This is a genomic window from Enterobacter cloacae complex sp. 394I7 (assembly GCF_057320345.1).
Window position 1 is genome coordinate 20,399 of sequence record NZ_JBXWCR010000006.1, and the last position, 23,548, is coordinate 43,946.

The following is a 23,548-nucleotide window of genomic DNA, read 5'->3' on the forward strand; positions in this document are numbered from 1 at the left end:
GCTAAACGGGGTACAATTCGGAAAGAACAGAAAATAACTGACAAGAATTAGCATCGCCGTTATGAGCCAAATCATTCCATCAGACTTCGACATCATCGCCGAAGACAGCACCGAGTTCGTGCCCATGCGCGGCGTGGCCAATTGCCATCTGCAGACCATGCTGCCGCGACTCATCCGCCGTAAGGTTCAGTTCACGCCGCACTGGCAACGGCTGGACTTACCGGACGGTGACTTTCTGGACCTGGCATGGAGCGAAGAGCCAGAACAGGCGCGCCACAAGCCGCGTCTGGTGGTCTTTCACGGTCTGGAAGGCAGTCTGCACAGCCCCTATGCACACGGGCTCATCCAGGCAGCCAAAGCGCGGGGCTGGCTCGGCGTGGTGATGCACTTTCGCGGCTGTAGCGGCGAACCGAATCGCCAGAAGCGCATCTATCACTCGGGTGAAACCGAAGACGGCACCTGGTTTTTACACTGGTTACGGGAAAACTTTGGTACCGTCCCGACAGCGGCCGTGGGCTACTCGCTGGGCGGCAATATGCTGGCCTGCCTGCTGGCAAAAGAGGCCGACACCGTGCCGCTGGATGCGGCCGTCATTGTCTCCGCGCCCTTTATGCTGGAGCAGTGCAGCTACCATATGGAGAAAGGCTTTTCCCGGGTCTATCAGCGTTACCTGCTCAACCTGCTGAAAGCCAACGCGGCGCGCAAGTTGAAGGCCTATCCGGATACGCTGCCCGTGAGCCTGCGTCAGTTGAAAAAGGTCCGTCGCATCCGCGAATTCGACGATCTGATCACCGCCAAAATTCACGGTTTTGCCGATGCGATTGACTACTATCGTCAGTGCAGCGCCATGCCGCTGCTCAGTAAGATCACGCAACCGACGCTTATCATTCATGCCAAAGATGACCCGTTTATGGATCATCACTCTATCCCCGCGCAGGAATTTTTGCCTGCCAACGTTCACTACCAGCTGACAGAGCATGGTGGTCACGTGGGGTTCATCGGTGGAACGTTGCGTCGCCCGAAAATGTGGCTGGAGTCGCGTATTCCTGACTGGCTTACCCCTTATCTGGACGGTGCAAAATGATTATTCCGTGGCAGGACCTCTCCCCCGAAACGCTCGATAATCTGATTGAAAGCTTTGTCTTGCGCGAAGGTACCGATTATGGTGAACATGAACGTTCGCTTGAGCAAAAGGTCAACGATGTGAAGCGCCAGCTCAAAAGCGGCGACGTGGTGCTGGTATGGTCTGAACTGCATGAGACGGTCAATATCATGCCCCGCAACGCGTTTCATGGCTGATCTTTAAACCTTTCCAGTCAGGGAGTTGCTATGTCTGCCAGACATCCGGTTATTGCCGTTACGGGTTCGAGTGGTGCGGGAACCACCACGACCAGCCTCGCTTTTCGTAAGATTTTCGCCCAACTGAATCTCCGTGCGGCGGAGGTCGAAGGCGATAGCTTTCACCGCTACACGCGCCCGGAGATGGATATGGCTATCCGCAAGGCGCGCGATCTGGGTAAACACATCAGCTACTTCGGCCCGGAGGCCAATGACTTCGGCCTGCTGGAGCAAACCTTTCAGGAGTACGGCCAGAGCGGCAAGGGGCAGTCACGCAAATATCTGCACACCTACGATGAAGCCGTTCCCTGGAACCAGGTGCCCGGCACCTTTACCCCCTGGCAACCGCTGCCGGAACCGACCGACGTCCTGTTTTACGAAGGGTTGCACGGTGGCGTGGTGACGCCGCAGCATGACGTGGCGCGTCACGTGGATCTGCTGGTTGGCGTGGTGCCCATCGTGAACCTTGAGTGGATCCAGAAGCTGACGCGTGACATCAGCGAGCGCGGCCATTCACGCGAGGCGGTGATGGATTCCGTCGTGCGCTCCATGGAAGACTACATTACTTACCTGACGCCGCAGTTCTCCCGCACGCATATCAACTTCCAGCGCGTACCGACAGTGGACACCTCTAACCCGTTCGCCGCCAAAAGTATCCCGTCGCTGGATGAGAGCTTTGTGGTTATCCATTTCCGCAATCTCGACGGCATTGATTACCCCTGGCTGCTGGCGATGCTGCAGGGCTCATTTATTTCGCACATGAATACGTTAGTGGTTCCGGGCGGAAAAATGGGGCTGGCAATGGAATTAATTATGATGCCGCTGGTGCAGCGGTTGATAGAAGGGAAGAAAATCGCCTGATGATTTCCCTCTCCGCGTGGGAGAGGGCTTCGGTGAGGGCATCGGGGTGAACGATGCCCCCCAATATCAGGCGTCGATCACTTCATACGAATGCGTAATTTTTACCGCTTTCTCGAGCATTAACGCGACCGAGCAGTATTTCTCCGCTGAAAGATCGACCGCGCGTGAGACCGCCGCGTCTTTCAGTTCTTTCCCGCTGACGATGAAATGCAGGTTAATGTGGGTGAACAGGCGTGGTGCCTCTTCGCGGCGTTCTGAGGTGAGTTTTACTTCGCAGTCGGTCACATCGTGCCGGCCTTTTTGCAGGATCGACACCACATCAATTGCGCTGCATCCACCTGCTGCCATCAGCACCATTTCCATTGGGCTTGGTGCTTTATCGCCGGAGTTACCATCCATCAAAATCTGGTGTCCTGAAGCGGACTCGCCCAGGAACGTTAAACCTTCAACCCATTTCACACGCGCTTGCATATTCACTCACTCCAACGTTGCATTTTTGGTGACAGATTACGCGTGCGTTACATTTCTCGCAATGGAAGGCGACCTGCGTCATGCTGAAGCGAGACACCAGGAGACACGCGGCGAAAGCTATGCTAAAACACTCAGGATGCTACAGTAATACATTGACGTTACACATGTATGCAGAGGACATCAAACTTTACTGGCTGCGAAACGTTACGATAGCCGACTTCCCAGGGTATGGGTAAGAATTCGATTGCAACCCCAGAGTCCGGATGCATCTTATGACTCTGGTGACAGCTTATAACAGAGGATAACAGCGCATGGTGCTTGGCAAACCGCAAACAGACCCGACTCTCGAATGGTTCTTGTCTCATTGCCACATTCATAAGTACCCATCGAAGAGCACGCTGATTCACCAGGGTGAAAAAGCGGAAACGTTGTATTACATCGTCAAAGGCTCGGTGGCAGTGCTGATCAAAGATGAAGAAGGGAAAGAGATGATCCTTTCTTATCTGAACCAGGGCGATTTCATCGGTGAACTGGGCCTGTTTGAAGAAGGCCAGGAACGTAGCGCCTGGGTTCGTGCAAAGACAGCATGTGAAGTGGCTGAAATTTCCTACAAGAAATTCCGTCAGTTGATTCAAGTTAACCCTGACATCCTGATGCGTCTTTCTTCGCAGATGGCGCGCCGTCTGCAGGTGACATCTGAGAAAGTGGGTAACCTCGCCTTCCTGGACGTGACCGGCCGTATCGCTCAGACCCTGCTGAATCTGGCGAAACAACCCGATGCGATGACTCACCCTGATGGCATGCAAATTAAAATTACCCGTCAGGAAATCGGTCAGATTGTCGGTTGCTCCCGTGAAACAGTGGGCCGTATTCTGAAAATGCTGGAAGATCAGAACCTGATCTCCGCACACGGTAAAACCATCGTGGTTTACGGAACGCGTTAATTCCGCTCAAACGGCGTGCCATCGCAAGGTGTCACGCCGTTTTTGTCTCTATTCCCCATGTGGCGCAGGCTGATTTATCACCCGGAAGTTAACTACGCACTGCGGCAAACGCTGGTGTTGTGCCTTCCTGTGGCCGTGGGCCTGATTCTGGGCCATCTTCAGCAAGGTCTGCTCTTCTCTCTCGTTCCCGCCTGCTGCAACATTGCCGGTCTGGATACACCGCATAAGCGCTTTTTCAAACGGCTGATCGTGGGCGGCTCGCTGTTTGCGGGTTGTAGCCTCGCCGTACAGCTTTTGCTGGCCCGCGATATCCCGCTGCCGCTGATCCTCACCGTCCTGGCGATGACCCTGGGCGTAACCGCTGAGATCAGCTCACTGCACGCACGTTTGCTTCCCGCGTCGCTGATTGCCGCCATCTTCACGCTGAGCCTTGCGGGCAACATGCCGGTGTGGGAGCCGCTGCTGATCTACGCCCTCGGTACGCTGTGGTACGGGCTGTTTAACTGGTTTTGGTTCTGGCTGTGGCGGGAACAGCCGCTGCGGGAATCCCTGAGCCTGCTCTACGTGCAGCTGGCGGATTACTGTGAAGCCAAATACACCTTGCTCACCCAGCATACCGATCCAGAAAAATCACTGCCGCCGCTGCTGACGCGTCAGCAAAAGGTGGTGGACCTGATAAGCCAGTGTTATCAACAGCTGCATATGCTCGCCGCCAATAAGAACCACGAATATAAGCGGCTGCTGCGCGTCTTCCAGGTGGGGCTGGACTTACAGGAGCATATCTCCGTGAGCCTGCACCAGCCGCAGGAGGTGCAAAAACTGGTCGAGCGCAGCCATGCCGAAGCGGTGATCCGCTGGAACGCGCAAACCGTCTCCGCGCGCCTTCGGGTGCTGGCTGACGATATTCTGTATCACCGCTACCCCACGCGCTTTAACATGGACAAACAGCTCGGCGCGCTGGAGAAGATTGCCCGTCAGCATGAAGACAACCCGGTGGGTCAGTTTGCCGCCTGGCACTTCAGCCGTATCGCCCGCGTGTTACGAACCCAGCGTCCGCTTTATCCGCGCGACCTGATGGCCGACAAACAAAAACGCCTGCCGCTGCTGCCGGCGCTCAGAAGCTACCTCTCCCTTAAATCATCTGCCCTGCGCAACGCCGCGCGAATTAGCGTGATGCTAAGCATTGCCAGCCTGATGGGCATGGCGCTGCATCTGCCCAAACCGTACTGGATTTTAATGACCATCCTCTTTGTCACCCAGAACGGCTATGGCGCGACGCGGGTGCGCATTCTGCACCGGGCAGGCGGAACGATGGCGGGGCTGATCATTGCGGGCGTTACGCTGCACTTTCACGTGCCGGAAGGCTATACGCTGGCAGGGATGCTGGTGATCACGATGGTGAGCTACCTGATCATCCGCAAAAACTACGGCTGGGCGATGGTGGGCTTTACGGTAACGGCGGTGTATACCCTGCAGTTGCTCACGCTCAACGGCGAGCAGTTTATTATCGCCAGGCTGGTCGATACCCTGATCGGCTGCCTGATTGCCTTTGGCGGCATGGTCTGGCTGTGGCCTCAGTGGCAAAGCGGGCTGCTCAGACAGAACGCCCATGATGCGCTGGAGGCCGACCAGCAGGCCATTCGCCTGATCTTGAGTGACGACCCGCAGCCCTCTCCGCTGGCGTATCAGCGGATGAAGGTCAACCAGGCGCATAACGCCCTGTTTAACTCGCTGAATCAGGCCATGCAGGAGCCCGGCTTTAACTCGCACTATCTGGCGGACATGAAGCTCTGGGTGACGCACAGCCAGTTTATCGTTGAGCATATCAACGCCATGACCACGCTGGCGCGGGAACATACGATGCTGACGCCCGATCTGGCGCAGCGCTACCTGCAGTCGTGTGAGATTGCCCTGCAGCGGTGTCAGCAGCGACTCGAGTATGACGCGCCTGGCGAGTCAGGGGATTCGAACATTCTGGAGGCGCCAGAGACGCTCACCCACGGGCCAATGAGCACCCTGGAGCAGCATCTGCAGCGCGTTCTCGGGCATCTGAACACCATGCACACCATTTCGTCGGTAGCATGGCGTCAGCGCCCTCACCACGGGATATGGTTAACCCGTCGCTTAACGCGAACGGAGTCTTAAGCGTTTACGATCTTCGCGACCGCCGCGGCAAAACGGTTTAACCCGTCTTCAATGTCCTGATTTTCGACCACCAGCGACGGCGCAAAGCGCATCACGTCCGGCCCGGCATTGAGCACCATCACCCCTTCATGGGCGGCGGCGTGCAGGAAATCGCGCGCGCGGCCTTTGTACTGTGGCTTCAACTCCGCGCCGATCAGTAACCCCATCCCGCGGATCTCGCTGAAGACGTCATACTGGTCATCAATCTGCTGCAAATGCGTCACGAAAAGCTCACGCTTCGCGTTGACGCCGCTCAGAACCTCAGGGGTGTTGATAATGTCGAACGCGGCACCCGCGACGGCACTCGCCAGCGGGTTACCGCCGTATGTGGAACCGTGGGAACCCACGTGGAACGCGGAGGCAATCTCCTGCGTCGTTAATACCGCACTGACCGGGAAGCCGCCGCCGAGCGCTTTGGCGCTGGTCAGAATATCCGGCGTCACGCCGTAATGCATGTAGGCAAACAGGGAGCCGGTACGGCCCATCCCGCACTGCACTTCATCAAATACCAGCAGCGCCTGATGCTCATCGCACAGGTCGCGCAGCCCTTTCAGGAACTCAGGCGTGGCAGCCGTTACGCCGCCCTCTCCCTGGATCGGCTCCACCACCACCGCACAGGTGTGATCATCCATTACCGCTTTTACCGCATGCAGATCGTTAAACGGCACATGGATAATATCGGCCGGTTTTGGTCCAAAACCGTCGGAATACTTTGGCTGTCCGCCGACGGAAACGGTAAACAGCGAGCGACCGTGGAAGGCGTTGTGGAAAGCAATGATTTTGGTTTTGTACGGGCTGTGGCGCGTGGAGGCATAGTAGCGCGCCAGTTTGAAGGCGGTTTCGTTCGCTTCGGTACCGGAGTTCATAAACAGCACGCGTTCGGCGAAGGTCGCGCTGATTAACTTGCGGCCCAGACGCAGCGCCGGTTCGTTGGTAAAGACGTTGCTGGTATGCCACAGGGTTTCCCCCTGGGTTTTCAGCGCCTCCACCAGCACAGGATGGCAATGACCCAGTGCCGTCACCGCAATCCCACCGGCGAAATCAACATACTCTTTCCCCTGCTGATCCCAGACTCGGCTGCCTTTCCCTTTTACCGGGATAAACTCAGCCGGTGCATAAATCGGCAGAATGACTTCATCGAATGTCGCGCGGGTAATTGCAGATTGTTCAGTTGCCATGTCATGACCATCCATTTTATGTCACAGTGATTGTGAAAATATAATCACAAAATATGCATAAAAAATCACAGCAAGGCAACCACTATTCAACGATTGAGGAAATTTGCCAGCAGCTGGTGTCCCTGCTCGCTGAGGATACTCTCCGGGTGGAATTGCACCCCTTCGAGGTCCCATTCACGATGCCGAATCCCCATGATCTCCCGGGTATCGCTCCAGGCGGTAACCTCAAAGCATTCCGGCAGCGTTGATGGGTCAATGACCAGCGAATGGTAGCGCGTCACGGTAAGCGGATTATTAAGCCCCATAAACACGCCCGTGCCGGTATGGGTCACCGGCGCGGTTTTGCCATGCATCACTTTGGCGGCGCGCACAATGGTGGCACCAAACACCTGCCCAATGGCCTGGTGGCCCAGGCAGACGCCAAGAATGGGCAGCTTACCGGCGTAATGATGAATGACATCCAGCGAAATGCCCGATTCCGACGGCGTGCAGGGCCCCGGCGAGATAACGATTTTCTGCGGGGCAAGCGCGTCGATTTCGGCCAGGCTGATGTCGTCGTTGCGGCGGACCACCACCTCTGCACCCAGTTCAGAAAAATACTGGTAAAGGTTCCAGGTGAAGGAATCGTAGTTATCAATCAGCAGAATCATGGCGGCTCCAGAAAAACGTGCCGCCCTATTCTACTCAGTTTCCCGCGCTTCGCTCACTACTTTGGCAAAGATGGCGTTCAGGGCCGTTAAATCGCCCATTGCGCCACTCTGGTTGGCCGCCGCCCATTTGCCCGGGTCGATATCTTTCCAGCTCAGCTGATAGCCTGCATGGATGGCGAGTTGTTCGAAGAAGATCCGCTGAGCGATACCGTTGCCAATCCGGAAGGGATGGAGCACGTTGATCTCACAATAGTAGTGACTCAGGCGGGCCACAAACTCCTCTTTTTGCAGACCGTTGAGATACCCCTCTTCCTCGAGATCCTGCATCAGGACATTGCCCTCTTTCTCGATGTAGGCGAAGTGGCAGAAGCGGGTGTCGCCCTGATAAATATCGATTTCGCGGATATCGCCCGCCCAGTCAAAAATATCCTGATAAAGGTGGCGGTGGATTGCACAGAGATGCGGCAACCCCGGCGCCGACGGGCCTAAGCCGAGCGTCGCCACCCGCAGCGCGGTGATCTCATAGGATGCCTTTGCAAGACGGTCAGCCTGGCGGATATTCAGACGGTTACGCATCACATTCAGACCCGGGTAGAGATACGGGTCACGATCGTCACCGATTTTATCGCTCATAGTGCCTCCTGAGTTCTTCAAGACGGCTTTGCGCATCCTGGGCGTTTAGCGTAACGAGCGGGCTATCAACCCCCTCAAGGCGGCGGCTGGCCTGGAAATTACTGTTTCGCTGCTGCTCCCAGAGACGGGATTTTTGCTTATCGGTGAGTTTTTTCACTTAAGGCCTCCCTGAAGATGTCCGTGTGCCACAAGTATAAGCAGCAAAACGCGCTTTCGCAGGGAGGGGAGCGAAACACGGGCGAGAAGCGCCCGTGTCAAAGAAGGTTACGGCAGAACTTTTGCAGAGAGGATCACAACCGGTTTCGTCGGCACATTTTGGTACGGGCCAACGTCATGGGACTGCACCTGAGAAATCTTGTCAGCCACATCCATCCCTTTCACCACTTTACCGAAGACCGCGTAACCGAAGTCGCGCTGGCCGTGGTCGAGGAAGGCGTTATCCGCCACGTTGATAAAGAACTGGCTGGTGGCGCTGTCTTTATCTGCCGTACGCGCCATAGAGATGGTACCGCGGGTGTTGCGCAGGCCGTTATCCGCTTCGTTTTTAATCGGTGCGTTAGGCTGCTTTTGCTGCATTTGCTCGTTAAAACCACCGCCCTGCACCATAAAGCCCGGGATCACACGGTGGAAAGTGGTGCCGTTATAGAAACCGTTATTCACGTAGTCGAGGAAGTTTTTCACAGAAACCGGAGCTTTCTGGCTATTCAGTTCCAGCTCAATATTCCCGGCGGAGGTGGTCAGCAGAACGTGAGGGTCTCCTTTGGCTGCCAGCGCAGCAGGGGAAACGGCAGAAAGAGCAAACACAGCTGCGACAGCCGCCAGCGTTGATTTGAGCATGAGAATTCCTTAACAAAGCGCAGTATAAAAAGCGAATGGCTTGATTCTAAAGAGCAGTATGAACGGAGACCAGCCTTTTACCTAATTTTACGAAATTGAAACAGTTGTAACCACGCAAACGATTGGTTATGACGCCCATTAATGTGATCTGAATCACATAAAAACCTGCAATAGCGATCGAATTTCTCTTAAAAGATATGAATGGATCACTTTAATGTCTAAAATCTGCCCGCTCTCAGCGCCCCTCGGGCGCTTTTCTTTTCCTGAACAGGCCAGACATGACTAACAGCAATCGTATCAAGCTCACATGGATCAGCTTCTTCTCCTACGCCCTTACCGGCGCGTTGGTGATCGTCACCGGGATGGTGATGGGTAATATCGCAGACTACTTCCAGCTGCCCGTTTCCAGCATGAGTAACACCTTTACCTTCCTCAACGCCGGGATCCTGATCTCCATTTTCCTGAATGCCTGGCTGATGGAAATTGTTCCACTGAAAACGCAGCTGCGTTTTGGTTTCGTGCTGATGGTCGCCGCGGTAGCGGGTTTAATGGTGAGCCACAGCATCGCCCTGTTCTCTGCCGCCATGTTTGTGCTGGGTCTGGTGAGCGGTATCACGATGTCCATCGGTACGTTCCTGATTACCCATATGTATGAAGGTCGTCAGCGTGGCGCACGTCTGCTGTTTACCGACTCCTTCTTCAGCATGGCGGGGATGATTTTCCCGATGGTAGCGGCCGTTCTGCTGGCACGCAGCATTGAGTGGTACTGGGTTTATGCCTGTATCGGTCTGGTCTACGTGGCAATCTTTATTCTGACCTTCGGCTGTGAATTCCCGGTTCTGGGCAAAAAAGCACAATCCACGGACGAGCCGGTCGCGAAAGAGAAATGGGGTATCGGCGTACTGTTCCTCTCCGTTGCCGCACTGTGCTACATCCTCGGTCAGCTGGGCTTTATCTCCTGGGTACCGGAATACGCCAAAGGCCTGGGCATGAGCCTGAACGACGCGGGTAAACTGGTGAGCGATTTCTGGATGTCTTACATGTTCGGCATGTGGGCGTTTAGCTTCATCCTGCGCTTCTTCGACCTGCAGCGCATTCTGACCGTGCTGGCGGGCATGGCAACCGTGCTGATGTACCTGTTCATTAACGGTTCACCGGAGCATATGCCGTGGTTCATCCTGACCCTGGGCTTCTTCTCCAGCGCGATTTACACCTCTATCATTACGCTGGGCTCTCTGCAGACCAAAGTGGCGTCACCGAAACTGGTGAACTTCGTGCTGACCTGCGGCACCATCGGCACCATGTTGACCTTCGTGGTCACCGGCCCGATCGTCGCCCACAGCGGCCCACTGGCCGCGCTGCATACCGCTAACGGTTTGTACGCGGTGGTGTTTGTGATGTGCCTGGTTCTGGGCTTTGTGACCCGCCACCGCCAGCATAATACGGCAGCGGCGTCCCACTGATCCCCTACGCCCCTTTGCGCTCAGCGAAGGGGCTGTTTTTCGTGAAGATGTGCTCTTCCGCAACGTCGTCCATTTTGATCCACGTCTGCGCAAGCTGCGTCGTGGCAATCACTCGCCCCTCCCGAATCGACCAGCGCGCCGGCACCTGGCAGCGCACCGCCTCAAACCCGCTCTCCGCAGGCAGCACGATCAGGTTAGCCAGATTTCCCGTTTCGATACCGTAATCCGTCAGGCCGAAGGTTCGGGCGCTGTTGTGGGTTATCAGGTTCAAACCGTTGTCGATTTGCGAATACCCCATCATCTGACACACATGCAGCCCCATATGCAGTACCTGCAGCATATTGCCGGTGCCAAGCGGGTACCACGGGTCGAAGACATCATCATGCCCGAAACAGACGTTGATCCCCGCCTCCAGCAGCTCCTTCACTCGGGTAATCCCGCGTCGTTTGGGATAATCGTCAAAGCGTCCCTGTAAATGGATATTCACCAGTGGATTGGCGACAAAGTTGATGCCTGACATCTTCAGCAGGCGGAAAAGCCGCGAGGTGTATGCCCCGTTATAGGAGTGCATCGCCGTGGTATGGCTGGCCGTGACCCGCGGGCCCATCCCGGATTCATAAGCCAGAGTGGCCACCGTTTCCAGAAACCGGGACTGCTCATCGTCAATTTCATCGCAGTGGATATCCAGCGGACGGTCATATTTCTTCGCCAGTTCAAAGGCAATGTGCAGCGATTGCACGCCATACTCGCGGGTGAATTCAAAATGCGGGATTGCCCCGACCACATCGGCGCCCAGCTTCAACGCCTCCTCAAGCAGCGCCGCGCCGTCCGGGTAAGAAAGGATGCCTTCCTGCGGGAACGCCACGATTTGCAGCGTGATCCACGGCGCAACTTCCTGCTTCACCTCCAGCATGGCCTTCAGGGCGGTGAGCGTCGGGTCAGAGACGTCCACGTGCGTGCGCACAAACTGAATACCGTTGGCAATTTGCCCTTTCAGCGTCTTCCAGGCGCGCGCTTTTACATCCTCATGGCTAAGCAGTGCCTTACGCTCCGCCCAGCGCTCAATGCCTTCAAACAGCGTACCGGACTGGTTCCAGCTCGGCTCGCCTGCCGTCTGGGTGGTATCAAGGTGGATATGCGGTTCTATAAACGGGGGGATGGCAAGGCCGCCACGCGCGTTTAAGATTCTTACGTTTTCGTCTTCGGTATCGCCCATCGGCGTTATGCCACCAAAACGGCCCTGCTCAATGGCGATTTGCCACAGCCCTTCGCGACCCGGTAAGCGAACATTCTGAATAAGCCCAAGCGGTGTTGTAGACATGCCTTTCCCCTGAAAAACGCGGCTGATATTTGGGAGTACGCATTTTTGACAATGCGCCCCTTAATTTGTACACAAAATCGGCGACCTCGAAAAGCCAGCGATTTCCACAACTTATAAAAATCCTGACAAATCAGTCATATACCACCTAAGGAGTAGGCGAAGGCGTATTTGATTTGCATCAATAAGTGCCACTGCTGAATCGTTAAGGTAGGCAGTAATAGAAAAGAAATCGAGGCAAAAATGAGCAAAGTCAGACTCGCTATCATCGGTAACGGCATGGTCGGCCACCGCTTTATTGAGGATCTTCTCGATAAAGCCGATGCTAACCAGTTCGATATTACCGTGTTCTGTGAAGAACCCCGCAAGGCGTACGACCGTGTGCACTTGTCTTCCTACTTCTCCCATCATACCGCTGAAGAGCTCTCTCTGGTGCGCGATGGTTTCTACGAGAAGCATGGCGTGAAAGTGCTGGTGGGCGAACGCGCTATCACCATCAACCGTCAGGAAAAAGTGATCCACTCCAGCGCCGGACGTACGGTTTTTTACGACAAGCTGATCATGGCGACTGGCTCGTACCCGTGGATCCCGCCGATCAAAGGCTCGGAAACGCAGGATTGCTTCGTTTATCGTACCATCGAAGATCTCAATGCGATCGAATCATGTGCACGCCGCAGTAAACGTGGCGCCGTGGTCGGGGGGGGGCTGCTGGGTCTGGAAGCCGCCGGTGCGCTGAAAAACCTCGGTGTTGAAACCCACGTCATCGAATTTGCCCCGATGCTGATGGCAGAGCAGCTTGACCACATGGGTGGTGACCAGTTGTGCCGTAAAATCGAAAGCATGGGCGTGAAGGTTCACACTAGCAAAAATACCAAAGAGATTGTGCAGGAAGGCACCGAAGCGCGGAAAACCATGCGCTTTGCCGATGGCAGCGAACTGGAAGTGGACTTTATCGTCTTCTCTACCGGTATTCGCCCGCGCGACAAGCTGGCCACCCAGTGCGGTCTGGCCGTCGCTCAGCGCGGCGGGATCATGATTAACGATACCTGCCAGACCTCCGACCCGGATATCTACGCCATCGGCGAATGCGCCAGCTGGAACAACCGCGTGTACGGTCTGGTCGCGCCTGGCTACAAAATGGCGCAGGTTGCCGTTGACCATATTCTCGGCAACCAGAACGCCTTCGAAGGGGCTGACCTGAGCGCCAAACTTAAACTGCTGGGCGTAGACGTAGGCGGTATTGGCGATGCGCATGGCCGCACGCCGGGCGCACGCAGCTATGTTTACCTCGATGAAAGCAAAGAGGTGTACAAACGTCTTATCGTCAGTCAGGACAACAAAACCCTGCTCGGCGCGGTGCTGGTGGGCGATACCAGCGACTACGGTAACCTGCTTCAGCTGGTATTGAACGCCATCGAACTGCCGGAAAACCCGGACGCGCTGATCCTTCCGGCGCATGCGTCCAGCGGTAAGCCGTCGATTGGCGTGGATAAACTGCCCGACAGCGCGCAGATTTGCTCCTGCTTCGATGTGACCAAAGGCATGCTGATTTCGGCCATCAATAAAGGCTGCCATACCGTCGCGGCCCTGAAGGCGGAAACCAAAGCCGGTACCGGCTGCGGTGGGTGTATCCCGCTGGTCACACAGGTTCTAAACGCAGAACTGGCGAAACAGGGTATCGAAGTCAACAATAACCTCTGCGAGCATTTCGCTTACTCTCGCCAGGAGCTGTACCACCTGATCCGCGTGGAAGGCATCAAATCCTTCGACGAACTGCTGGCGAAACACGGTCAGGGTTATGGCTGTGAAGTGTGTAAACCTACCGTGGGTTCCCTGCTGGCCTCCTGCTGGAACGAGTACATTCTCAAACCAGAACATACGCCGCTGCAGGATACCAACGATAACTTCCTGGCGAACATTCAGAAAGACGGGACTTACTCCGTCATCCCACGCTCCGCCGGTGGCGAAATCACCCCGGAAGGGCTGGTCGCCGTTGGCCGTATCGCGCGCGAATTTAACCTGTATACCAAAATCACCGGCTCTCAGCGTATCGGCCTGTTTGGTGCGCAGAAAGATGACCTGCCTGAAATCTGGCGTCAGCTGATTGACGCGGGATTCGAAACCGGCCACGCCTACGCGAAAGCGCTGCGTATGGCGAAAACCTGTGTGGGCAGCACCTGGTGCCGTTACGGCGTAGGCGACAGCGTCGGCTTCGGTGTGGAGCTGGAGAACCGCTACAAAGGCATCCGTACACCGCATAAAATGAAGTTTGGCGTTTCCGGCTGTACCCGCGAATGTGCGGAAGCGCAGGGTAAAGATGTGGGTATCATTGCCACCGAGAAAGGCTGGAACCTGTACGTCTGTGGTAACGGCGGCATGAAACCACGCCATGCAGACCTGCTGGCTGCAGACCTCGACCGCGATACGCTGATTCAGTATCTCGACCGCTTTATGATGTTCTACATCCGTACCGCCGATAAGCTGACCCGTACCGCGTCCTGGCTCGATAACCTGGAAGGCGGTATCGAGTACCTGAAATCGGTCATCATTGACGACAAACTGGGCCTGAACGACCATCTGGAAGCGGAAATGGCGCGCCTGCGCGAGGCGGTGATCTGCGAGTGGACTGAAACCGTCAACACCCCGGCGGCGCAGACTCGCTTCAGACACTTTATCAACAGCACCCAGCGCGACCCGAATGTGCAGGTTGTGGCAGAACGCGAGCAGCATCGTCCGGCGACACCTTATGAACGTATTCCGGTGACTCTGGTGGAGGAAAACGCATGAGCCAGTGGGTAAACATCTGCAACATTAACGACATTCTGCCTGCCACCGGGGTCTGTGCCCTGCTGGGTAACGAGCAGGTCGCGATATTCCGCCCTCGCCATGATGAACAGGTTTTTGCCATCAGCAATATCGACCCGTTCTTTGAGGCCAGCGTCCTGTCCCGGGGATTAATCGCGGAGCATCAGGGTGAACTCTGGGTCGCCAGCCCGTTGAAGAAACAGCGTTTTCGTTTACGCGACGGGTATTGCATGGAAGATGAGCATTATTCCGTGAAGCCCTACGATGTCCGCGTGAAGGACGGTAAGGTGCAGCTGAAAGGCTAATCTCTCGCCTTTTCAATATGAAAAGCTTATGACCCCTTATGGGTAACGGCAGGAAAAACCGTATGTTCTGTACGATTCCTGCTGTTATCCTGACCTCAATTTCTTACCCCCTCCTTGAATGCTGTGAGGTAATGTCGTGGACCACCTGCCGATTTTCTGTCAATTACGCCATCGCGACTGTCTGCTTGTAGGCGGCGGCGATGTGGCTGAACGCAAAGCGCGCTTGCTGTTAGAAGCAGGAGCCCGACTCACCGTTAACGCCCTGGCTTTTGCCCCGCAGTTTGAGGCCTGGGAAAAAGAAGGGATGCTCACGCTGGTGCAGGGGGGGTTTAATGAATCCCTGCTTGATACCTGCTGGCTGACCATTGCCGCCACGGATGACGATGAAGTGAATCAGCGCGTCAGCGACGCCTGTGAAGCGCGCCGCATCTTCTGTAACGTGGTGGATGCCCCGAAGGAAGCCAGCTTTATCATGCCGTCGATCATTGACCGTTCGCCGCTGATGATTGCGGTATCGTCCGGCGGCCGCTCTCCCGTTCTGGCCCGCCTGCTGCGGGAAAAACTGGAAGCCATCCTGCCGCAGCATCTTGGCCAGATTGCCCACTATGCCGGACAGCTGCGTTCACGGGTTAAGCAAACCTTCGCGACCGTGGGTGAACGCCGTCGCTTCTGGGAAAAATTCTTTGTGAATGACAGGCTGGCCCAGTCGCTGGCGAATCAGGATCATAAAGCGGTGGAAGAGACGACGGCGCAGTTGCTCTGCGAGCCGTTGGATCATCGTGGTGAAGTGGTGCTGGTGGGTGCCGGCCCGGGCGATGCCGGTTTGCTGACGCTGAAAGGGCTGCAGCAGATCCAGCAGGCGGATATTGTGGTTTATGACCGTCTGGTCTCCGATGAGATAATGAACCTGGTCCGCCGCGATGCTGACCGCGTATTTGTCGGTAAACGTGCCGGGTACCACTGTGTGCCGCAGGAGGAGATTAACCAGATCCTGCTGCGCGAAGCGCAAAAAGGAAAACGCGTGGTGCGCCTCAAGGGTGGCGATCCGTTTATCTTTGGTCGCGGCGGTGAAGAGCTGGAAACGTTGTGCAACGCGGGCATTCCGTTTTCCGTGGTACCGGGCATCACGGCAGCCTCCGGCTGCTCAGCTTACTCGGGCATTCCACTGACCCACCGTGACTATGCCCAGAGCGTACGCCTGGTGACGGGACACCTGAAAACCGGCAGTGAGCTGGACTGGCATAACCTGGCCGCCGAAAAACAGACGCTGGTGTTCTATATGGGGTTAAACCAGGCCGCGACCATTCAGGCCAAACTGCTTGAGCACGGCATGGAAGAGGATATGTCCGTCGCGCTGGTGGAAAACGGCACGTCCATTAAGCAGCGCGTGGTGAACGGCGTGCTGACGCAGTTAGGTGAGCTGGCACAGCAGGTTGAAAGCCCGGCGCTGATTATTGTCGGACGCGTGGTGGAGCTGCGCGATAAACTGAACTGGTTCTCGAATCACTAACGCATATTCCCCCTTCCCGGAGTAGTCCTTATGCGGACTACTCCCCTCTTACCGCTCCCGATAACATACCGCCCGCGAAATGGAATTTTTCCATTTATTCCCTCACGTTAGATCCAATTTTCGTTTTTTTCAGACAAGGAATGCGTATGTTTAAACTGGCAAAAGCCGCCGTTCTGGTAGGCATGTTATCGACTCTGACCGCCTGCACCGGTCACGTTCAAAATACCAAAAATAATTGCAGCTATGATTACCTGCTGCACCCGGCAATTTCCATTTCGAAGATCATCGGTGGCTGCGGCCCGGCCGCACAGCAGTAAGCGTTTTTCAGGCGTAAAAAAACCGGGAATTTCCCGGTTTTTTGTCTGGCTCAGCGCGTTTTTTGTCGGGGAGCACTCATGCTTACCCGACAAAACAGGGTTATGGTTTACCCACAAACCCAATCGCCTGGTACACCGCCTTAAGGGTTTCAGACGCGCGGGCACTGGCTTTTTCCGCGCCCTCTTTCATCACTTTCTGCAGGAAAGCTTCGTCGTTACGGTAGCGGTGATAACGCTCCTGCAGCTCGGTCAGCATGCCGGAAACGGCATCCGCCACTTCCCCTTTCAGGTGACCATACATCTTGCCTTCGAAGTGTTGTTCCAGCTCAGGAATGCTCTGCCCCGTCACACCGGAGAGGATATCCAGCAGGTTGGAGACGCCCGCTTTGTTCTGCACGTCGTAACGCACAACAGGTGGCTCATCGGAGTCGGTCACCGCACGCTTGAGCTTTTTAACGACCGATTTCGGGTCTTCCAGCAGGCCGATAACGTTGTTGCGGTTATCGTCAGACTTGGACATCTTCTTGGTTGGCTCCAGCAGCGACATCACGCGTGCGCCGGATTTTGGAATGAACGGCTCAGGCACTTTGAACACGTCGCCATACAGCGCGTTAAAGCGCTGGGCGATATCGCGGCTCAGTTCCAGATGCTGTTTCTGATCTTCGCCAACCGGCACCTGGTTGGTCTGGTACAGCAGAATGTCTGCTGCCATCAGTACCGGGTAATCAAACAGACCGGCGTTGATGTTTTCTGAGTAGCGCGCGGATTTATCCTTGAACTGCGTCATGCGGCTCAGTTCGCCGAAGTAGGTGTAGCAGTTCAGCGCCCAGCCCAGCTGCGCATGCTCTGGAACGTGAGACTGAACGAAAATGGTGCTCTTCTCAGGATCAATTCCGCAGGCCAGATACAGCGCCAGGGTGTCCAGGGTGGCTTTACGCAGCTTCTCAGGATCCTGACGTGCAGTGATAGCATGCAGATCTACGATGCAGTAAATGCAATGGTAATCATCCTGCATGCTGACCCACTGACGTAACGCACCCATGTAGTTACCAATGGTCAATTCACCTGACGGCTGTGCGCCACTAAAAACGATGGGCTTAGTCATTATTCAATTCCTGATTATCACTGTGCGAAAGCCCGAGTGCGGGCAACAAATCTTTGAAGTGGTCGAACACGACGTCCGGCTCACTCAGCGTGATGGCCTCACCGTAGTTGTAGCCATAGGTTAATCCCACTGAAGGACAACCCGCCGCTCTGGCAGCCAGAATATCATTGCGGGAATCACCGACAAAGAGCAGCTCCGCAGGCGTTAAGGATAATTTTCCTGCCACCAGCAGTAACGGTTCCGGATGCGGCTTTTTGTTCTGCACATCATCACCGCCAACAATGACGGAAAAATACTTCGCGATATCCAGCGCTTCCAGCAGAGGGGCGACAAAAGGTGTCGGTTTGTTTGTCACCAGCCCCAGCGGAATGCCGTTGGCATGAAGCGCACTCAGCGTTTCTGCGACATCCGGGAACAGGAAACTGCCCTCTTCGACCGTCTCTTCATAGAAACGATTGAACAATTTACGCAGGATACGCAGCTGTTCTTCCTGCGGGATATCCGCATGATCCACGCTCGGTTTACCCTGTGCGGAACGCTGGGACACACGCTCCTGGCGGGCCCATGTCAACGCGCGCTCCATCAGAACATCGGCGCCATTGCCAATCCACGTGATGACACGCTCTTCGCCCGCAACGGGCAGTTCAAGAGCATACAGCGCCTGGTCTACGGCGCTGGTTAAGCCCGGCGCGCTGTCGACCAGCGTGCCGTCGAGGTCAAATGCGATACCCCGGGTTGCCTGCAATTTATCCATGACTTACCTTCGCCAGTTCACGGCGCATTTCATCAATGACTTTTTTGTAATCCGGTTGGTCGAAAATCGCTGAACCTGCAACGAACATATCCGCACCCGCTGCCGCAATTTCACCAATGTTATTCACTTTTACGCCACCGTCGACTTCCAGACGAATGTCGTAACCTGACTCATCAATACGACGGCGCACTTCACGCAGTTTATCCAGCGTATGAGGGATAAACGACTGACCGCCAAAGCCCGGGTTAACGGACATCAGCAAAATGACATCCAGCTTATCCATCACATGGTCGAGATAGCTCAGCGGCGTAGCCGGGTTGAAAACCAGACCCGCTTTACAGCCATTCTCTTTGATGAGCTGCAGCGTGCGATCCACGTGTTCAGACGCTTCAGGGTGGAAGGTGATGATACTGGCTCCCGCAGCGGCAAAATCAGGCACGATACGGTCAACAGGCTTCACCATCAGATGGACGTCAATCGGCGCGGTAATACCGTAGTTACGCAGCGCTTTAAGCACCATCGGGCCAATGGTCAGATTAGGAACGTAGTGGTTATCCATAACGTCGAAATGGACGACATCCGCGCCCGCCGCGAGTGCTTTTGCAGTGTCTTCACCCAGGCGGGCAAAATCGGCCGACAGAATTGAGGGAGCAATCAAAAACTGTTTCATCCGCATCTCCTTGAAATGTGTTTACCGGCGGGCAAAACGGCTCAGGGGCGATAAAGAGCCAGGAGTTCGTCCACCTTTTTACGTGTGCCGCCGTTGCTGCTTATGCTACGCCGCACTTTAACCTGAAAATGCTTCGCGGCTTTGTACCATTCGCGCGTATCAGGGGTATCGTGATTCGAAATTAACACCGGAATTCTTTTGCTGACCAGCTTTTCCGCCATCTCCGCCAGACGGGCCTGCTCGGCCGGACTGAAGCTGTTGGTGTGATAAGCGGTGAAATTTGCCGTCGCGGACAGCGGTGCGTAAGGCGGGTCGCAATAGACCACCGAGTTTACGCCTGCCAGCTCCATGCACTCTTCATAGGAGAGGCAGTGGAATTCGGCATTCTGCGCTTTTTTAGCAAAGTGATACAACTCATCCTGTGGGAAATACGGACGCTTATAACGGCCAAACGGCACGTTAAATTCACCACGAAGATTATACCGGCACAGGCCGTTGTAGCCGTGTCGATTGAGATAGAGGAACAACAGCGCCCGACGGAACGGATCCTGACTCTGATTAAATTCAGTGCGGAACTGGTAGTAAACGTCCGGATTATTGTGCTCGGGTGTAAACAGCTTCCGAGCCTCTTCCACGTACTCGTCGGTCCGCAGCTTGACGATGTTGTAGAGGCTGATGAGGTCGCTGTTGATATCCGCCAGGATATAACGAGAAAAATCGGTATTCAGGAATACCGATCCAGCGCCCACAAAGGGCTCGATAAGACACTCGCCTTTCGGCAGGTGCTTTTTAATATCATCGAGCAGGGGGTATTTCCCCCCTGCCCATTTCAGAAAAGCGCGATTTTTTTTCATGCTGACTAACTGATTACACCTTCTCCGGCTGTGGAGAAAGCTCCGACAGCATCCTGCGCTTTAAACATTACTTCAGATCAGCCTGAACCTGATGAATTGGCTTAGCCCATGGGTTTTTCGCCTGAACGTCGGCTGGCAGCGTTGCGACAGCACGTTTCGCTTCATCTTTTGAAGCATAAACGCCACTTACCAGCACGTACCACGGCTGACCATTACGGGTCGTCTGATAAACCACATAGTTTTTCAGATTCGTTTTCTTCGCCCAACCGTTGAGGTTGTCATAGTTAGACGAACTGCTCAGCTGCAGCGTGTAATTGCTGGACGGGGCTGACTTCAGCGAACCGACATTACCTGCAGTCTTGCCTGCTGCGGCGCTGGTTGTTGCCGTCGCTGCAGGTGCAGTTGCAGTAGGTGCAGTTGCAGCTGGTGCCGAAGTGGCAGCCGGTGCCGTGGTGGTCGCCGTTGCTTTCGGTGCTGTCTGCGTAACCGGTGCTTTTGCCGGTTCGCTCACCGTGGCCGTTTCAGTACGTTTTGTCTGAGCCGGCGCTTTCACTTCAGGCGCTTTGACGACTGCCTGAGGTTTGGTTTCACGCTTAGGTTCAATCACAGCCTGCTTACGTTCAGGACGGGTCGCAGGTTGCGTCTGGCGCGGTTTGGTTTCGGTTGCAGCCGTTTGCGGCTGAGCGTTACCACCGCGGATCGGTGCAACGGTCGCAGGTTCAGTTGGCAGCGTAGAGTTAACCACGGCATTGTCCACCTGCGCCTGATTTTGCGGCTGCGTCAGGGCATTGTTCAGGTCGCCCTGAACTTCTACACGCTGCTGGCCTTCCGGCGTGGCAGGTGCCTGACCCTGTGCGGGGGTAGAAGAAACTGGCGGCAGAGAAACATCCTGCGGCTGTGTTGTATTTCCGGCAGTCTGCTCGGCGGAGGTGGTACCCGGCGCTGGCTGTGCACCATTCGCCTGATCGGTCGCATCGTTACCAGAGAGGCTGATGCTCTTCTCAGTGGATGCCGCTTGCTCACCGGAAGGGGTCGAAGGCGCTTTTAGCGCAGAACCAATACCGACAATCAGCAGCACGAGCACCAGAACGCCGAGTCCCATCATGATGTACTGGCGGGAGGCGGGTTTCTGCGCAGCGGCTTTTTTACGTTTACGTGGGCGACGCTCTACAGGCTCTTCGTCCATTGAATCTTCTTCGGACTCATAACCCTCTTCTTCTCGCTCATCACGCGCGTTGCGGCTACGCGAAGGGCGACGATCGTCTGCATCCAGATCAACATCGTCAAAGTTGATCTGCGGCTCGTTATCACGTTCTGAAGATTGACGAGAACGACCAGTACGACGATCGCTGGGATCGGGTTTCAGCTCGTCTTCTGGTTTGAATTCATCCATTTAACACCCCACTCAAAGGCTTATGCCAACGACTTTGCATTTCGCCTGAAGCTAAACGACCACCTGTAACAGTGGCCTGACCTTTCTAGTTGTTACGCCTGCTGACAGTCAGCAATAGCGCCAAGAACCACATCATGCGGCACTCCGCCGCGTACTTCACTCTTCCCTATTGCAAGCGGGAGTACAAGACGCATCTCACCTGCCAATACTTTTTTATCGCGCATCATGTGGGGTAAATACGCTTGTGCCGACATCTCTTTCGGCCCGGTTACCGGCAAGCCCGCACGCTCAAGCAGCGTGATGATGCGTGCCGTCTCTGCCGGTTTAAACTGCCCCAGACGTTCAGAAGTGCGGGCAGCCATTACCATTCCGGCAGCGACTGCTTCACCGTGAAGCCAGTTACCGTAACCCATTTCGGCTTCAATCGCGTGACCAAACGTATGCCCAAGATTCAGTAAAGCACGTAAGCCCGTTTCACGCTCGTCTGCAGCGACAACTTCCGCTTTCAGCTCACAACAACGACGAATGCAGTAAGCCAGTTTCGCCTCATCCAGGCGCAGCAACGCATCCATATTCTCTTCCAGCCAGTCAAAGAACTCGCCATCCAGAATAATGCCGTATTTGATCACTTCAGCCAGGCCAGAAGCCAGCTCGCGTTTCGGTAGGGTTTTCAGACAGTCGAGATCCACCACCACCGATGCCGGCTGGTAGAACGCGCCAATCATATTTTTACCGAGCGGATGGTTAACGGCCGTTTTGCCGCCGACAGAAGAGTCGACCTGAGACAGTAACGTGGTAGGGATTTGAATAAAACGCACACCACGTTGATAACTTGCAGCCGCAAAGCCCGTCAGATCGCCCACAACACCGCCGCCCAGGGCAAGCAGTGTTGTATCGCGACCATGCGGTTTTTGCAGCAATGCGGTAAAGACGGTATCCAGTACCGCCAGGCTTTTATACTGCTCGCCATCGGGCAGAATCACACTGTCGACTTTAACGCCCGCCTGTTCAAGCAGGTGGCGAACGCGGTCGAGATAAAGCGGAGCCAGCGTCTCATTGGTGACCAGCATCGCCTGATCACCCGCTTTCAGTGGTAAAAAGGAAGCTGGGTCGTTAAACAAACCAGCCGCGATGGTGATTGGGTAACTACGTTCCCCGAGAGTAACGGTAATCCTCTCCATGACGCGACATCCACCTTTAATGCTTTTACCCGCAGGCGATTGTATATAAAGCCAGAATCAGTTGCTTTCCAGCATATGAATAATCTGGTTTGCAACCACTTTAGCGCTCTGATCGTCAGTACGAATGGTCACATCAGCAATCTCTTCGTACAGCGGATTGCGTTCATCGGCCAACGCTTCCAGAACTTCGCGTGGTGGCGTTTCAACCTGCAGCAGCGGGCGCTTTTTATCGCGCTGCGTACGTGCCAGCTGTTTTTCGATGGTCGTCTCGAGATAGACCACTACGCCACGGGCGGAGAGACGGTTGCGGGTTTCGCGAGATTTGACAGAGCCACCGCCTGTTGCCAGAACAATGCCCTGCTTTTCCGTGAGTTCGTTGATCACTTTTTCTTCTCGGTCACGGAAACCTTCTTCGCCTTCTACGTCGAAAACCCAGCCCACATCAGCTCCGGTTCGTTTCTCAATCTCTTGATCAGAATCGTAAAATTCCATATTGAGTTGTTGAGCTAACTGACGCCCAATAGTGCTTTTGCCGGCACCCATAGGCCCAACCAGAAAGATATTGCGTTTCTCTGCCATTTTATCGGTACTACTAAGACTATTCGTTAATGGTAATCCCCGCTTCGCAGACACCCGGCGTAGCAGGACATGAACTGAAACCTCATATGCAATAGAGCGAGAGTCAGACTAAAAATTATCTCAATACTCCGGCTTGTTTGGCAACTGATTAAATCACCGCACCAGACGCATAAGGCAATAAGACGTAAGTCCAACTCA

At 55.1% G+C, this 23,548-nt stretch carries 24 protein-coding genes; 10 read left to right on the forward strand and 14 right to left on the reverse strand.

Annotated elements, in window-relative coordinates; genetic code table 11:
- The first annotated feature begins 61 nt into the window (after positions 1–61).
- The 3 genes from AC2FAP_RS18530 to AC2FAP_RS18540 are packed head-to-tail and all read left to right on the forward strand — an operon-like array spanning position 62 to position 2,199.
- Positions 62–1,084, forward strand: coding sequence for a hydrolase (locus tag AC2FAP_RS18530; RefSeq protein ID WP_449541950.1), 1,023 nt, complete (start codon positions 62–64; stop codon positions 1,082–1,084).
- Complete coding sequence (locus AC2FAP_RS18535) at positions 1,081–1,299, forward strand: YheU family protein (RefSeq protein ID WP_003861664.1); 219 nt, start codon at positions 1,081–1,083, stop codon at positions 1,297–1,299. The genes AC2FAP_RS18530 and AC2FAP_RS18535 overlap by 4 nt, the downstream gene beginning before the upstream one ends.
- A 30-nt stretch (positions 1,300–1,329) precedes the next feature.
- Entirely contained in the window at positions 1,330–2,199 is an 870-nt protein-coding gene (locus AC2FAP_RS18540) for a phosphoribulokinase (protein ID WP_014171927.1), read from the forward strand.
- Positions 2,200–2,265: 66 nt separating this feature from the next.
- Here the strand turns inward: AC2FAP_RS18540 and AC2FAP_RS18545 are convergent, their stop codons facing one another.
- Positions 2,266–2,670 carry an OsmC family protein gene (locus AC2FAP_RS18545; protein ID WP_025202873.1) on the reverse strand — a complete coding sequence of 135 codons (405 nt, stop codon included), beginning with the start codon at positions 2,668–2,670 and terminating at the stop codon, positions 2,266–2,268.
- Positions 2,671–2,981: 311 nt separating this feature from the next.
- Here AC2FAP_RS18545 and crp point away from each other — a divergent pair, with 311 nt between their 5' ends.
- Together crp and AC2FAP_RS18555 are read left to right on the forward strand one after the other, a co-directional pair.
- Positions 2,982–3,614, forward strand: coding sequence for a cAMP-activated global transcriptional regulator CRP (gene crp, locus AC2FAP_RS18550; RefSeq protein ID WP_000242758.1), 633 nt, complete (start codon positions 2,982–2,984; stop codon positions 3,612–3,614).
- A 57-nt stretch (positions 3,615–3,671) separates the two neighbouring features.
- Complete coding sequence (locus tag AC2FAP_RS18555) at positions 3,672–5,759, forward strand: YccS/YhfK family putative transporter (protein WP_020884592.1); 2,088 nt, start codon at positions 3,672–3,674, stop codon at positions 5,757–5,759.
- On the opposite strand, the gene argD is transcribed toward AC2FAP_RS18555, so the two are convergent.
- From argD to ppiA, 5 genes are all read right to left on the reverse strand, one after another.
- Complete coding sequence (gene argD, locus AC2FAP_RS18560) at positions 5,756–6,976, reverse strand: bifunctional acetylornithine/succinyldiaminopimelate transaminase (RefSeq protein ID WP_479435902.1); 1,221 nt, start codon at positions 6,974–6,976, stop codon at positions 5,756–5,758. The two genes, AC2FAP_RS18555 and argD, sit on opposite strands and share 4 nt — an antisense overlap.
- 86 nt (positions 6,977–7,062) lie before the next feature.
- Positions 7,063–7,626: an aminodeoxychorismate synthase component 2 gene (gene pabA, locus AC2FAP_RS18565; protein WP_449541952.1), complete on the reverse strand. Its 564-nt coding sequence runs from the start codon at positions 7,624–7,626 to the stop codon at positions 7,063–7,065.
- Between the two features lie 30 nt (positions 7,627–7,656).
- A complete protein-coding gene (locus AC2FAP_RS18570; protein ID WP_025202869.1) occupies positions 7,657–8,259 on the reverse strand; it encodes a putative adenosine monophosphate-protein transferase Fic in 603 nt (200 codons plus the stop codon).
- Positions 8,249–8,416: a YhfG family protein gene (locus AC2FAP_RS18575; RefSeq protein ID WP_014171935.1), complete on the reverse strand. Its 168-nt coding sequence runs from the start codon at positions 8,414–8,416 to the stop codon at positions 8,249–8,251. Before AC2FAP_RS18575 ends, AC2FAP_RS18570 begins: the two co-directional genes overlap by 11 nt.
- A 107-nt stretch (positions 8,417–8,523) precedes the next feature.
- Complete coding sequence (gene ppiA, locus AC2FAP_RS18580; protein WP_014171936.1) at positions 8,524–9,096, reverse strand: peptidylprolyl isomerase A; 573 nt, start codon at positions 9,094–9,096, stop codon at positions 8,524–8,526.
- Positions 9,097–9,374: 278 nt separating this feature from the next.
- Between ppiA and tsgA the strand changes: the two genes are divergently transcribed.
- Complete coding sequence (gene tsgA, locus AC2FAP_RS18585; protein WP_020884588.1) at positions 9,375–10,559, forward strand: MFS transporter TsgA; 1,185 nt, start codon at positions 9,375–9,377, stop codon at positions 10,557–10,559.
- A 4-nt stretch (positions 10,560–10,563) separates the two neighbouring features.
- Here tsgA and AC2FAP_RS18590 read toward each other — a convergent pair whose 3' ends face one another.
- Complete coding sequence (locus AC2FAP_RS18590) at positions 10,564–11,880, reverse strand: cytosine deaminase (RefSeq protein WP_032679098.1); 1,317 nt, start codon at positions 11,878–11,880, stop codon at positions 10,564–10,566.
- Between the two features lie 240 nt (positions 11,881–12,120).
- Between AC2FAP_RS18590 and nirB the strand changes: the two genes are divergently transcribed.
- The 4 genes from nirB to AC2FAP_RS18610 all read left to right on the forward strand — a co-directional run bounded on the left by nirB (position 12,121) and on the right by AC2FAP_RS18610 (position 16,814).
- Positions 12,121–14,664 (forward strand): nitrite reductase large subunit NirB, encoded by a 2,544-nt coding sequence (nirB, locus tag AC2FAP_RS18595; RefSeq protein ID WP_485453004.1) that lies wholly within the window; start codon positions 12,121–12,123, stop codon positions 14,662–14,664.
- Positions 14,661–14,987, forward strand: a complete 327-nt coding sequence (gene nirD / locus AC2FAP_RS18600; protein ID WP_020884585.1) for a nitrite reductase small subunit NirD — start codon at positions 14,661–14,663, stop codon at positions 14,985–14,987. The genes nirB and nirD overlap by 4 nt, the downstream gene beginning before the upstream one ends.
- Positions 14,988–15,123: 136 nt before the next feature.
- Positions 15,124–16,497, forward strand: coding sequence for a siroheme synthase CysG (gene cysG, locus AC2FAP_RS18605; RefSeq protein ID WP_020884584.1), 1,374 nt, complete (start codon positions 15,124–15,126; stop codon positions 16,495–16,497).
- Between the two features lie 146 nt (positions 16,498–16,643).
- Positions 16,644–16,814 (forward strand): YhfL family protein, encoded by a 171-nt coding sequence (locus tag AC2FAP_RS18610; protein ID WP_020884583.1) that lies wholly within the window; start codon positions 16,644–16,646, stop codon positions 16,812–16,814.
- Positions 16,815–16,914: 100 nt separating this feature from the next.
- Here the strand turns inward: AC2FAP_RS18610 and trpS are convergent, their stop codons facing one another.
- The 7 genes from trpS to aroK all read right to left on the reverse strand — a co-directional run bounded on the left by trpS (position 16,915) and on the right by aroK (position 23,350).
- Entirely contained in the window at positions 16,915–17,919 is a 1,005-nt protein-coding gene (gene trpS, locus AC2FAP_RS18615; protein ID WP_014171943.1) for a tryptophan--tRNA ligase, read from the reverse strand.
- Complete coding sequence (gph, locus tag AC2FAP_RS18620; RefSeq protein WP_020884582.1) at positions 17,912–18,673, reverse strand: phosphoglycolate phosphatase; 762 nt, start codon at positions 18,671–18,673, stop codon at positions 17,912–17,914. The genes trpS and gph overlap by 8 nt, the downstream gene beginning before the upstream one ends.
- Positions 18,666–19,343 (reverse strand): ribulose-phosphate 3-epimerase, encoded by a 678-nt coding sequence (rpe, locus tag AC2FAP_RS18625; RefSeq protein WP_014885523.1) that lies wholly within the window; start codon positions 19,341–19,343, stop codon positions 18,666–18,668. The genes gph and rpe overlap by 8 nt, the downstream gene beginning before the upstream one ends.
- A 41-nt stretch (positions 19,344–19,384) precedes the next feature.
- Positions 19,385–20,197: an adenine-specific DNA-methyltransferase gene (gene dam, locus AC2FAP_RS18630; RefSeq protein ID WP_014171946.1), complete on the reverse strand. Its 813-nt coding sequence runs from the start codon at positions 20,195–20,197 to the stop codon at positions 19,385–19,387.
- A 67-nt stretch (positions 20,198–20,264) separates the two neighbouring features.
- Entirely contained in the window at positions 20,265–21,590 is a 1,326-nt protein-coding gene (gene damX, locus AC2FAP_RS18635) for a cell division protein DamX (protein ID WP_151887749.1), read from the reverse strand.
- A gap of 92 nt (positions 21,591–21,682) precedes the next feature.
- Positions 21,683–22,771 (reverse strand): 3-dehydroquinate synthase, encoded by a 1,089-nt coding sequence (gene aroB / locus AC2FAP_RS18640; protein ID WP_044866298.1) that lies wholly within the window; start codon positions 22,769–22,771, stop codon positions 21,683–21,685.
- A gap of 57 nt (positions 22,772–22,828) precedes the next feature.
- The gene (gene aroK, locus AC2FAP_RS18645) at positions 22,829–23,350 is read right to left on the reverse strand and encodes a shikimate kinase AroK (protein ID WP_003861630.1); all 522 of its coding nucleotides are present in this window, start codon (positions 23,348–23,350) and stop codon (positions 22,829–22,831) included.
- Between the last annotated feature and the right edge of the window lie 198 nt (positions 23,351–23,548).